General features: G+C 63.5%; 9 protein-coding genes. 6 read left to right on the forward strand and 3 right to left on the reverse strand.

The genetic code is table 11. The features are described from left to right. The first annotated feature begins 609 nt into the window (after positions 1 to 609). Both ACGK9R_RS16910 and ACGK9R_RS16915 read left to right on the forward strand, forming a co-directional pair. Positions 610 to 2,511 (forward strand): ATP-binding protein, encoded by a 1,902-nt coding sequence (locus tag ACGK9R_RS16910; RefSeq protein WP_394583460.1) that lies wholly within the window; start codon positions 610 to 612, stop codon positions 2,509 to 2,511. Then, entirely contained in the window at positions 2,504 to 3,886 is a 1,383-nt protein-coding gene (locus tag ACGK9R_RS16915; protein WP_394583462.1) for a sigma-54-dependent transcriptional regulator, read from the forward strand. Before ACGK9R_RS16910 ends, ACGK9R_RS16915 begins: the two co-directional genes overlap by 8 nt. Here ACGK9R_RS16915 and ACGK9R_RS16920 read toward each other — a convergent pair. From ACGK9R_RS16920 to ACGK9R_RS16930, 3 genes are all read right to left on the reverse strand, one after another. Continuing rightward, the gene (locus ACGK9R_RS16920; RefSeq protein WP_394583464.1) at positions 3,862 to 4,533 is read right to left on the reverse strand and encodes a metal-dependent hydrolase; all 672 of its coding nucleotides are present in this window, start codon (positions 4,531 to 4,533) and stop codon (positions 3,862 to 3,864) included. The two genes, ACGK9R_RS16915 and ACGK9R_RS16920, sit on opposite strands and share 25 nt — an antisense overlap. A 112-nt stretch (positions 4,534 to 4,645) precedes the next feature. Beyond that, entirely contained in the window at positions 4,646 to 5,200 is a 555-nt protein-coding gene (locus tag ACGK9R_RS16925; RefSeq protein WP_394583466.1) for a gamma carbonic anhydrase family protein, read from the reverse strand. Positions 5,201 to 5,222: 22 nt separating this feature from the next. Beyond that, a complete protein-coding gene (locus ACGK9R_RS16930) occupies positions 5,223 to 6,572 on the reverse strand; it encodes a sodium-dependent transporter (protein ID WP_394583467.1) in 1,350 nt (449 codons plus the stop codon). Between the two features lie 178 nt (positions 6,573 to 6,750). Here ACGK9R_RS16930 and prlC point away from each other — a divergent pair, with 178 nt between their 5' ends. From prlC to ACGK9R_RS16950, 4 genes are all read left to right on the forward strand, one after another. Further along, positions 6,751 to 8,799 (forward strand): oligopeptidase A, encoded by a 2,049-nt coding sequence (prlC, locus tag ACGK9R_RS16935; RefSeq protein ID WP_394583469.1) that lies wholly within the window; start codon positions 6,751 to 6,753, stop codon positions 8,797 to 8,799. 52 nt (positions 8,800 to 8,851) lie between these two features. Beyond that, entirely contained in the window at positions 8,852 to 9,100 is a 249-nt protein-coding gene (locus ACGK9R_RS16940) for a YheV family putative zinc ribbon protein (RefSeq protein WP_394583470.1), read from the forward strand. Positions 9,101 to 9,365: 265 nt separating this feature from the next. Further along, complete coding sequence (locus ACGK9R_RS16945) at positions 9,366 to 10,352, forward strand: TAXI family TRAP transporter solute-binding subunit (RefSeq protein ID WP_394583472.1); 987 nt, start codon at positions 9,366 to 9,368, stop codon at positions 10,350 to 10,352. Positions 10,353 to 10,442: 90 nt separating this feature from the next. Further along, the gene (locus tag ACGK9R_RS16950) at positions 10,443 to 12,641 is read left to right on the forward strand and encodes a TRAP transporter permease (RefSeq protein ID WP_394583474.1); all 2,199 of its coding nucleotides are present in this window, start codon (positions 10,443 to 10,445) and stop codon (positions 12,639 to 12,641) included. The last annotated feature ends 127 nt before the right edge of the window (positions 12,642 to 12,768 follow it).

Genomic DNA, 12,768 nt, shown 5'->3' on the forward strand with positions numbered 1-12,768 from the left:
CGCTCCCCTTCCAGAAGGAAGAAGACCAGAAGCGGATCAAACTCGGCTCAAGGTTCAAACGAATTTACCATGATACCCCGAAGGGTATCGGTGTGTTCGTCTGCCTTGATGATAGTGTGACTTGTCACCCTCATCGGCAAACGCCCACATGAATTGCCTGATCAGATTGTTAAAGAGCTTTTCGACGACGCGTTCGATGACCCGAACCGCTTGCCCGTCGAGGAAGGCGTATTCTACGCATTCCGCTGGATTTGTCAAGCGCTGATTTCAGCAAGTGAAGCGAGCCATTCAAACCAACCGAACATTGCTCCAACTTCCTGACAAACCGAAGGTTTTCACCTTCATCCACCGCTGGAAACGCTTGGCGTCCCCGGCAGCGGATGCGTACTTTACGGATTGGCCGGCGTGAGTGCAAGCGGTTTTGTAAAAAACTTTCACGGCTAATCGCCCGGTCGTTTTTCCTCTCGAAAGGTATCGACGATTCGCCAATGTCGGCGCAACGATAAACCCCATACGCTTGTTAGAGATTCGACGACACCGCTTCACTATTTTTTGACAGGCACACTCCATGGCTCGCCCAACGATCGTCACTTCGCGCGATATCGACTTATGAGCATACGGCGATGGCGTATCGGGCGCCTGGGGTGGACGCTTGCCCTGGTAGCGGGACTTGGACTTTGCATTTGGCAGGCGGCGGATTTTGCCAAGGTACAGGCGCTGGCCGAGCTCGAGGAGGATGCTGAAAATGAGCTGCGCCTATCGGCGGCGAATCTCAACGGCTACCTGCTGCGCTTTGACTATCTACCGCCGATGCTGGCCACCCGGGAAGCCGTTCGGCGCTTTCTGGCCGCGCCGCAGAACCAGAATCCCATGGCGCTCAACGTGCTGCTGGACCGGTTTCGCTTTACCGCCGGCGTGTCGGACGTCTACCTGCTGGACCGGGAAGGGACGACGCTGGCCGCCAGCAACTGGCACCGGCCTACGACCTTCATCGGCCACAACTACGCGTTTAGAAGCTACTACACCCAGGCGATCAACGGTCAGCAGGGGCGTTTTTACGGGCTGGGCACTCAGTCGCTCGAGCGCGGCTACTTCTTCTCCGCCCCGGTATGGCTCGACGATACCGCCCCGGACGCCTCGCCGGACGGGGTGATCGTGATCAAGGTGCTGCTCGACGACGTAGAGCAGAGCTGGGCGGAGCAGGATGCCGAGCTATTCGTCACCGACGGCGACGACATCATTTTCATGGCCAGCCGGCCCGAGCTTCGCATGCGCTCGCTCACCCCGCTCGATGCACGCCAGCGTGAGGCGCTGCGGGAAACCCGGCGCTACGCAATGGAGCCCCTGGCGTATTCGGGCATCGAAGTGGAAGCCGGGCACGCTGGCCAAAGCCGCCTGGTGAATTTCGCGCGCGGCCCGCTCGCCGGCGAACGCTACCTGAGCTTGACCCGCCCTATCGTGGAGTTTGGCTGGCAGATGCATATTCTCAAGCCGCTCACCTCGGTGACCAGCGCTCAGTGGGTGGCCGCACTGATGGCGGGCGGGCTTTACGGGCTTCTCGTGCTGGGTGGCGGTATCGGCTGGCAGCGCCTTCGGCTACGCCGCGAGCGCGAAGCGTTCGCCGAACGCGAGCGCCAGACCCTGGCGCGAGTCCGTGACGAGCTCGAGATCAGCGTGGCCCGGCGTACCCGCGACCTGGTCGCCAGTAACCAGCGCCTTTCCAGTGAGATCGACGAGCGCCTGCGCGCCGAGGAAAGCCTGCGCCAGACCCAGGAGGAGCTGGTTCAGGCCGCCAAACTGGCGGTGCTCGGCCAACTGGCGGCAGGGATCAACCACGAACTCAACCAGCCGCTGGCGGCGATTCGCGCCTACGCCGAAAACGCCAAGCGATTCATCGCGCTCACACGCACCGCGCAGGCCGACGCCAACCTGAGCCAGATCGTCGAGCTGACCGAGCGTATGGCGGAGATCAGCGCCCAGCTGCGCCAGTTTTCGCGCAAGAGCAGTGAGCGACACGAGAATATCGCCGTACAGGCGTGTATCGATTATGCGCTACGCCTGTTTCAGGGCCGGCTGCGCGACCAGAACGTCAGCGTCGTGCAAAAGCTGCCGGCCGAGACCCTATGGGCCAGCGGCGACCTGGTGCGTCTGGAGCAGGTGCTGGTGAACCTGATCGGCAATGCGCTACAGGCGATGGAAGGCCAAAACGCGCCCGCGCTCACGATCGAGGCGCACCAGAGCGGCGCCACGGTACATATTTGCCTCGAGGATAGCGGCCCGGGGATCGATGAGGCGCACCTCAAGCGTATCTTCGAGCCGTTTTTCACCACCCGTGCGCCGGGCAGCGGCCTGGGGCTGGGGCTTTCGATCTCTTCGCGTATCATGGCGGACCTGGGAGGTTCGCTGGTCGCCGGCAATACGCCTCGCGGCGCCTGCTTCACCGTAACGCTGGCCGCCGGCGCCCCGCCCGCCTCGTCCCCTGCCCAATCGCTGGAGAGTCGCCATGCATGAGCCCGACGCGCGCCCCGTGATCGTGATCGACGACGAAGCGCATCTGCGCATCACCGCGAGCCAGACGCTGGAGCTTGCGGGCTACGCGCCGCGCTGCTTCGAAAACGCCGAGCAGGCGCTGGCCGCGCTTGCGCCTCATTTTCCCGGCGTGGTGGTCAGCGACATGCGTATGCCGGGCATGGACGGCATGGCGCTTTTACACGAGCTCAAGCGCCGCGACCCGACCCTGCCGGTCATCCTGATCACTGGCCACGGCGATATCTCCACCGCCGTGGAGGCCATGCGCGCCGGTGCCTGGGACTTTCTGGAAAAGCCCTTCGCCGGCGAGCAGCTTCTTGACGTGGTGCGCCGCGGTATAGAAAAGCGCCAGTTGAGCCTGGAGAACACGCATCTAAAGGCGGAGCTCGAGGCGCAGCAGGCCGCCCTCGGCCCGCGGCTGGTCGGCCGCACGCCGGTGATTTCACACCTGGCGGCGATGATTCAGCGCATCAGCCAGGTCGAAGCCGACGTGCTGCTGTTCGGTGAAACCGGCACCGGCAAGGACCTGGTGGCGCGGGCGATCCACGAGCGTAGCGCCCGCCGCGGGGCGCCATTCATGGCGATCAACTGCGGCGCGGTGCCGGAGCACACCATCGAGTCCGAGCTCTTCGGCCACGAAAAGGGCGCCTTCACCGGTGCGGTGGAGCGGCGCATCGGCAAGTTCGAGCACGCCAACGGCGGCACGGTGTTTCTGGACGAGATCGAGTCGATGCCGCCGGCGCTGCAGGTGAAACTCTTGCGCGTGCTCCAGGAACGTAGCGTCGAGCGCCTGGGCGCCAACGAAACCGTGGGACTCGATATTCGCGTGATCGCCGCGACCAAGGAGGATTTGAAGGTCGCCGCCGATGAAGGGCGCTTTCGCGAGGATCTCTACTACCGGCTCAACGTAGTGACGTTGCCCTTACCGGCGCTACGCGAGCGCCGCGAGGACATTCCGCTGCTGTTTCAGCACTTCGCCGTGGTCGCCGCCAACCGCAGCGGCCTTGAGGCACCGACAATCGACAACCAGGCCGTGGCGACGCTGCTGGCCCACGACTGGCCGGGCAACGTGCGCGAGCTTAGAAATCTGGCCGAGCGCTACGTGCTGCTCGGCGCGGCCTTCGATTACCGTCTGGACGTGCTGCTCGCCGGCGACACCTCGAACGCCCAGGAGCCGACGCTGCCGCGTCAGGTCGAGCTGTTCGAGAAAAGCCTGATCACCCAGTCGCTGGCCCGCCACCAGGGCCGGGTGACGGATGTCTGCACGCACCTGGGGTTACCGCGCAAGACCTTCTACGACAAGCTCAAAAAGCATGGCCTGAGCGCCGAGGATTACCGCCACAAAAGCGAGCCCTGATGCAGAAGTTCGGCCAGCGCCCCCCAGGGCGGCACCCAAGGCATCAGCGTCAACAGCGCGATCAGCATGAGAAGGTTGGAGACCGGGCGGCGGCTGTCGCCAAGCTTCAGCGCCGTGCCAAAAGAACGCTTGAGCCGCGCGCCTTCGAGATCGACGCTGAACAGCTCATCGAGCCCCAGGTGAATCAGAAACCCCACCAGCAGCGAAGCGCCGTGGGACCAAGCGATCCAGGCCGGCTGCAGCAGCGCGTGATAGCTGAGCGCCGCCCCGGCGCTGGCGCACAGCGCGCCTGCGAGCAGCGAGTGCCAAATCCCGCGATGAACGGTGAGTTTGGAAAACAGGATGCTGGCCAGATAGCGCACGCTGAAGTAGATCCCGCCGCAGGCCACCAGCAGCGCCCCCGGCGCCAGCCAGGGCTCCAGCAGCAGCACGCCGATCACCAGCGAAGGCACCGAGAGCAGGTTGAAGATCAAGCGGATCGACTTTGAGCGGTCGGCGTCGATATCCGGCAGGATACCGCCGAAGGCGACCAGTAGAACCATCACCACCGCTTGAGCGGGCGACCACCACTGGGCGTGGTAGCCCCCGTACGCGAAAAGCGTGCCGCCCGCCGCCGCGACCGTAATGTGCGTGCGAAAATTCGCCATGATGCGGCACCCATAAAACTGTATAAATTAACAGATTATAAGCGCAGGCGACACGCTGGCGATAGCCGCGAGAGATAAAAAGAGAGATAAAAAAGAGTGTCAGGCCAACCGGTTAGCTCGCCGTATCGGCCTGTTCGGCAAGAAATTGATCCTTCAGCTTCACGTAATTGGCCGCCGTGTAGGTGAAAAACGCCCGCTCCTTATCCTTCAACGGGCGCAGCGCCTTGGCCGGGCTACCGCCGTAGACATGGCCGCTTTCCAGACGCTTACCCGGTGTGACCACGGCGCCGGCGGCGACGATCACCTCGTCCTCGACCACCGCGCCGTCCATCACGATCGCCCCCATACCGACCAGCACGCGGCTACCGAGCGTGCAGCCGTGCAGCAGCGCCTTATGGCCGATGGTGACGTCGTCGCCCACGGTGAGCGCAAAGCCCTCCGGATTGAAGTCGCTGGCGTGAGTGATGTGCAATACGCTGCCATCCTGTACGCTGACCCGGGCGCCGATGCGAATACGGTGCATGTCACCGCGAATCACCGTCATCGGCCACACCGAGCAGTCGTCGCCAAGCTCCACATCGCCGATCACCACGCTTGCCGGATCGATGAAGACCCGCTCGCCAAGCCTGGGCGTCTGCCCCTTGAACGCTCTCAACGCCTTGCTCATCTCTGCTCCTCGAGTTGCCGGGTCAGCCCAGCGACAGCACGCCGCCGATCAGCACCACCAGCGTTAACGGAATCGATACGAAACGAAGCGTAGCACGCCACAGCCGATAGCCACGACCGCCCGCCCCCAGCGCTTTCTCGCCGAGTGCCTCGGGCAGCACCCAGGCAGCGAAGACCGCGATAAAGAGCCCGCCCAGCGGCAGAAACACATCCGGCGGAATCGAGCTCAAGAGCTCGAACACGTTGCGCCCCCAGAGCGGACGAAACCCTTCGAGCGTGGAAAACGAGAGCGCGGCCACCACGCCCAGAAGCCAGACGCACACCGCCACCAACGCCGTGCTGATACTGCGCCGCCAGCCAAAACCGGTGAGCGTGGCGACCATCGGCTCGGCCAGATTGATCGCCGAGGTCCAGGTCGCCAGCAGCAACAGCAGGAAAAAGCCCCCCAGCCAGACGCTGCCAAACGGCAGCTCGGAAAAGGCGATGGGCAGCGTGACGAACATCAGCCCCGGCCCCTGGGTCGGGTCGAGCCCCTGAGCGAAGACCACGGCGAAGATCGCAACGCCGGCCAGCAGCGCCACGCTGATATCGAGAATCGCCACGCTGAAAGCCGCTCGGGTCAAGCTCTGCTCCTCGGGCATGTAGGCGCCGTAGGCCATCAGCGCACAGGCGCCCACCGCCAGAGTAAAGAAGGCGTGCCCCATGGCATGAAACACCACTACCGGGGTGATGGCGTCAAAGGAGGGCAGGAAAAGCCAGCCAAGCGCCGGGCCGAAGCCGTCTGTGCTCGCCCCAAAACCCACCAGCACCAGCAGCAATAGATACAACAGCGGCATGAGAAAGTTATTGAGCCGCTCGAGGCCCTTGGCCACGCCCGCGGCCACCACGGTCATGGTGATGAACAGAAACAGCGAGTGATTGAAGATCAAAAGCCAGGGGTTGGCCAGAAAGGCGTCGAAACCGGCGCCGATCGCCTCTGGCGACTGGCCCTCGAAGGTGCCGTTGATCGACGCGACCAGAAACTCGATCGACCACCCCGACACCACCGAGTAGAACGACAGAATACAGAACACCGTCAGCGCGCCGAATAGCCCCAGGTAGCGCCAGCGCGGGCTCGCCTGGCTTTGATGGGCGAGAGTGGCCATTGAGCGCAGCGGGCTCTGGCGCCCGGCGCGGCCAATCAGGATTTCCGCCATCATCACCGGAATACCGAGCAGCAGTACGAACGCTACGTAGAGCAGCATGAACGCCGCACCGCCGTTTTCACCGGCGATGTAGGGAAAGCGCCATATATTGCCAAGACCCACCGCCGCCCCGGTCATCGCAAGGATAAAGGCGCGTCTGGATCCCCAGCGCTCTAGCGTGTCGTTCATCACCGGCTCCTGCTCGTGGCGGTCATCGAAGCCGGCAAGCCTAGCAGGCGCTTGGCCAAAGGCCAATTACCTCGGGAGCCCGGCGGATACCGCCGCCGCCATTGAAAGCGCAGCGCATCGCCCACACTGTGTCATGATTGCTGCGTGATCGCGCTTCTCTACTTTCAACGAGGTGTCCATGTCCCATAATCCGCTGCTTGAGACACACGAGCTTCCTCCTTTCGCCGATATCCGCGCCGAGCACATCGTGCCGGCGGTGGACACACTGTTGGAGGAGAGCCGCCAGGCCATCGAGTCCCTCGTCGACCGGGCAGGCCATACGCCACCCACCTGGGCAAACTTCGCCGCGCCGCTCGAGGAGGTCAACGACCGTCTCTCCCGCGCCTGGTCCCCGGTGAGCCAGCTCAACAGCACCATGAACTCGCCGGAACTTCGCGAGGCTTATGAGGCGTGCATCGAAAAGCTCTCCGCCTTCGGCACTTGGGTCGGTCAGCACGAAGGGCTTTTTCACGCCTGGCAGGCGTTGAAGGAAGAGCCCACATGGTCGAACCTCGATGCCGCCCAGCAGCGCACCGTGGATAACGCCCTGCGCGATTTCCGCTTGGCCGGTGTCGACCTGCCAGCGGAGACAAAAACGCGCTACGGCGAGATCCAGGCGCGGCTTTCGCAGCTTTCCAACCAGTACTCCAACCACGTGCTGGACGCCACCCAAGCGTGGCACAAGGATATCGAAAGCGTCGAGGAGTTGGCCGGCGTGCCGGAAAGCGCTCTTGAAACGCTCAAGGCGATCGCCGAGGCCAAGGGCGTCGGGGGCTACCGCATCACTCTCGACTTCCCAAGCTTTTTCCCGGTGGTCAGCTACGCCGACAGCCGCGCGCTGCGCGAAGAGGTGTACACCGCCTTCGTCACCCGCGCTTCCGATCAAGGTCCTAACGCCGGCCGCTTCGACAACGCCGCGCTGATGGAAGAGATTCTTGCGCTGCGCCAGGAGCTTGCGCGGCTTTTAGGCTTTGCCACCTACGCCGACCTGTCGCTTGAAACCAAGATGGCGGAGTCGCCGGCCCAGGTACAGGCGTTCCTGGCTGATTTGGCCGAACGCGCCAAGCCCCAGGCCGAGGAAGAGTTCGAGGCGCTTGGCCGCTTCGCTCGCGAGGAGCTTGGCCTTGATACCTTGAAGCCCTGGGACGTCGCCTACGCCAGCGAGAAGCTTCGCGAGGCGCGCTACGCGATCAACCAGGAGCAGCTTCGCCCCTACTTCCCCGCCCCGCGTGCGGTCAAGGGGCTCTTCCAGGTGCTGGAGCGCCTGTTCGGTCTTCAGGTCGAGGAGGATTCGAGCGCGCCCACCTACCATCCGGACGTGCGCTATTACACGATTCTCGACGACGCCACGCCGATCGCCGGCTTCTATCTCGATCTGTACGCCCGGGAAGGCAAGCGCGGTGGCGCCTGGATGGCGGACTGCCGCGTGCGCAGGGAAGGCGAACACGGCCTGCAGCTGCCGGTGGCGTTTCTGACCTGCAACTTCACCGCCCCGGTCGGCGACAAGCCCGCGCTACTGACCCACGACGAAGTCACCACGCTCTTTCATGAGTTCGGTCACGGCCTTCATCACATGCTCACCCGCCAGTCGATCGCCGATATTTCCGGCATCAACGGCGTGGCCTGGGACGCGGTGGAGCTGCCCAGCCAGTTCATGGAGAACTACTGCTGGGAGCGCGAAGGCATCGATTTGATCTCCGGCCACGTCGAGAGCGGTGAGCCGCTTCCCGAGACGCTGTTCGAGCGCCTGCTGGCGGCGAAGAACTTCCAGTCCGCCATGGGCATGATGCGCCAGCTCGAGTTCTCGCTGTTCGATCTGCGCCTTCACTTTGAACTCGAGGCGCCGTCGGCGAGCGATATTCAAGCGCTGCTGGATGACGTTCGCCGTCAAACATCGGTGGTGCCCACGGTCGAGTTCAACCGCTTCCAGAACAGCTTCAGCCATATTTTCGCCGGCGGCTACGCGGCGGGCTACTACAGCTACAAATGGGCGGAAGTGCTCTCGGCGGACGCCTGGAGCGCCTTCGAGGAGGCGGGCATCTTCGACCCGGCCACGGGCGGGCGTTTTCGCCAGCAGATTCTGGAAAAAGGTGGCGCCGAGGACGCGGCCAAACTGTTCGAGGCGTTTCGCGGCCGCGAGCCGAGCGTCGAGCCGCTTCTACGCCACAGCGGTATTCGCGCCGCCTGACGATCCGCTTTTATCAACACGGAGCGCGGCGTGGCCGCGCTCGGGAGACACCATGTCGAGTGTGAAACGCTTCATTGCCGGGGTGACCTGCCCGCGCTGCGCGGCCATGGACCGCATCCGCGCCTGGGAGCAGAACGGTATCCGCTATCGTGAGTGCGTGAGCTGCGATTTTTTCGAGCAGCTCCCCATTGAAGACGAAAACTCCTCGGAGCTGACCACCCGCGTCAACCAGGTACGCGAGGAGCAAAAAAACCAGGACGTCCAGCCGGTGCGGATTCTCGACCCCAAGGGCACCCCCTGACTCCCCCTTCTCGCCTGAGCTTTTTACGCCCCCCCTTCCAGCAGTACGTTTCAGGTGTGCGGTTTTTCGCACACCTTTCTCTTCCCATTGTGCGAACATCCAGCCATTACGCAATGATGGCTGGGCGACTAAAGTCGAACGAAAAATATTCAACTCTTTGTTATTAAAGATTTAACCCAGAGCTGGCACGAGGATCGCTCTATACATGTGGCTTAACCGGGCCGCTGCGCCCGCCAATGTCAATAACAGCCAGGGAATCCTCGCCATGCGTCCACTCACGCCCAAGACCGCACTTTTGCTCGCAAGCTCCGCTCTCGTTGCCGCTGCCGGTAGCGCCAGCGCTCAGGACCGCGCCGACTGGCCGGAGAACTTCACCGTAGGCACCGCAAGCCAGGGTGGCACCTACTTCGTTTACGGCTCCGGCTGGGCCAACTTCATCGCCGACGAGCTGGGGCTTTCCGGCGGCGGCGAAGTCACCGGCGGCCCGACCCAGAACCTGGCGCTGGTTCACTCCGGTGACATGGCCTTTGGCCTGACCACCATGGGGCCGGCCGCAGATGCAGTGAACGGCGAGAGCCCGCTGGCGCCGGGGCTTCAAATGGACAACGTCTGCGCGCTGTTCCCGATGTACGAGACGCCGTTCTCGATCACCGCGCTTTCAAGCTCCGGCATCGAGTCGATTTCGGACATCCCCGACGGCGCTCGCATCGGCTTTGGCCCGGCGGCCTCCACCTCGGACACCTACTTCCCGGCGATGCTGGAAACCCTGGGCGTGAACTTCGAGCGCCGTAACGGCGGCTGGTCGGATCTCGGCGGCCAGCTCCAGGATGGCCTTCTCGACGTCATCGCCTTCGCTGCAGGCATTCCGATCCCGGCGGTGAGCCAGCTGGAAGTCCAGACCGACGTCAACATCATCTCGTTTACCGACGAAGAGCGCGCCACTGTGCTCGACAACTACCCGGTCGCGGAGTACGACATTCCGGCGAGCACTTACACCACGCTTGAAGAGGATTCACCGGTCGTTTCCATGTGGAACTTCGCCATGGCGGGCTGCGATCTTCCCGAGGACTTCATCTATGAGGTCACCAAAGTCACCATGGAGAACAACGACCGCATGCGCTCGATTCACCGTAGCGCCGAAACTACCGTGCCGGAAAACGTCGTGCACAACACCGTGCTGCCCTTCCATCCGGGTGCGGCGCGCTGGTTCGAGGAGAACGGTTACGAGATCGACGACAGCCTGATCAAGTAAGTCGACCCACTCGCTTTTTGCCCCGCCGGCGGCGCCGCGCGGGGCCGTTTTGTCTCTCCCTCTATTACCGATTACTGAAGGTGACCTCTCATGAGTCACAACGCCGACTCCCCCCCACATGACGTCAAGGATGAAGGTCACGTCACCGCGGCCTCGAGTGCGACGATCGCCGATGGCGTCGACGAGGAAGCGGTCGAAGCCAACCGGCGCGTGTTTACCGGCTGGCAGTTTCTACTTTTCGCTACGCTCGCGATCCTCTATTCGGGGTTTCACCTCTTTTCGCTGAACGTCTACCCGATCGAAACCTGGTCGTTTCGTATCATCCACATCGCTGGTGCGCTGATTCTCGGTTACGGGCTCTTCGCCGGCGCCCGCTTTGCCGACGCCGACACCCAAGCCTCGCCGGTATGGCTCAGGGCGCTGGGGTTCGCGCTGCTGATTCCGGCGGCCTATACGCTGGTGCAGGTATTTCTGATGCAGCAGACGCTCGCAGGCGGCGCCATGCGCATCGACCCCGCCGTCGAGAACTGGCACTTCGGCTATCCGCTGATGGCGACCACCGCCGCCGCCATCGCGCTCTCCTGGGGCTTTCGCCTGGAGCGTGACCGCTTCAACCCGGCGGATCTGGTGTTGATGGTGTGCGCGCTGGCAAGCGCCGGGTATCTTCTCTTGATGTACAACACGCCCCTGCGCGCCTCGACCGGCACCTCCTTTGCGCCGATCGGCATCTCCTGGGCGGCGATCGCCGGCTCGCTATTGATTCTGGAGCTGACCCGGCGTGTGGCGGGCCTGGCGCTGGTGGTGATCTCCGTTATCTTTCTGGGCTATGTGTTCGCCGGGCCTTACCTGCCGGGCTTTCTGGGCTATCCGGGGCTCTCACTGCAGCGCTTTTTCAGCCAGGTCTATACCGACGCAGGTATTCTCGGGCCGACCACCGCGGTCTCCTCGACCTACATCATCCTGTTCATCATCTTCGCTGCGTTCCTGCAGGCCTCGAAAGTGGGCGACTACTTCGTCAACTTCGCCTTCGCCGCCGCCGGGCGCGCCCGCGGCGGCCCGGCGAAGGTGTCGATTTTTGCCTCGGGCTTGATGGGCATGATCAACGGCACCTCCGCCGGTAACGTGGTCTCCACCGGCTCGTTGACCATTCCGCTGATGAAGAAGGTCGGCTACCCGGCGCGCAGCGCCGGCGCCATCGAGGCGGCGGCCTCTACCGGCGGGCAGATCATGCCGCCGATCATGGGCGCGGGCGCCTTCATCATGGCGGAAGTCACCGGCATTCCGTATACCGAGATCGCCCTCGCCGCGCTGATTCCGGCGATTCTCTACTTCGCCTCGATCTACTTCATGGTCGATTTCGAAGCCGCCCGCAAGGGCATGCGCGGCATGCGCCGCGACGAGATTCCGCGCTTCTCGCGGCTGGTAAAGCAGGTCTACCTGTTCGCGCCGATCATCATTCTGATCAGTGCGCTGTTCATGGGCTACTCGGTGATTCGTGCGGGCACGCTCGCCACGGCCTCGGCGGCGGTGGTGAGCTGGCTCTCGCCGCACAAGATGGGCGTGAAGGCGATCCTCAAGGCGCTACAGCTCGCCGGCACCATGTCGATCCAGATCATCGCCGTATGCGCCTGTGCGGGCCTGATCGTCGGGGTGATTTCGCTGACCGGCGTCGGCGCGCGCTTCTCCTCGCTTTTATTGGGGCTTGCCGGCGTTAGCCAACTGCTCGCGCTGGTGTTCGCCATGCTGATCAGCATTCTGCTCGGCATGGGGATGCCGACCACCGCCGCCTACGCGGTCGCGGCGTCGGTGGTCGCCCCGGGTTTGATCAACATCGGCATCCAGCCGCTGGTGGCGCACTTCTTCGTGTTCTACTTCGCGGTGGTCTCGGCGATCACCCCGCCGGTGGCGCTCGCCTCCTACGCGGCGGCGGGCATCTCGGGGGATAACCCGATGGGCACCTCGGTGGCGTCGTTCAAGATTGGCCTGGCGGCGTTCATCGTGCCGTTCATGTTCTTCTACAGCCCGGCGATGCTGATGGAGGGCTCGGCGCTTCAGATCCTGCGCGTGGGCGTGACCGCCACGCTCGGTATCGTGCTGCTTTCGGGCATGGTGCAGAAGTGGTTCTTCGGGCCGGTCAACGGCGTCACGCGAGTGGTGATGCTGGTCGGGGCGATCTTTCTGATCTACGGCGGCATCTACACCGACGCGGCGGGGCTTGCGATCGCCGTGGCTCTGTTTCTGATGCAGCGGCGCCAGCGTGTCCCTGCGCGCTCGAGCAGCCCGTCCTGAAGGGCTGCCGTCCGGGCAGGGATCCGCCACCTGCGCTTCCCGCTGGGACGCGCCGGTGGCGGATAAAAGGTGGTATGTTAAGCGGCGATGCGGCGCCGTTTTTATAGGCTCCTTTTCCACCCGCTTT

The sequence above is a fragment of the Halomonas sp. HNIBRBA4712 genome, from assembly GCF_043558675.1.
Classification (GTDB): Bacteria; Pseudomonadota; Gammaproteobacteria; order Pseudomonadales; family Halomonadaceae; genus Vreelandella.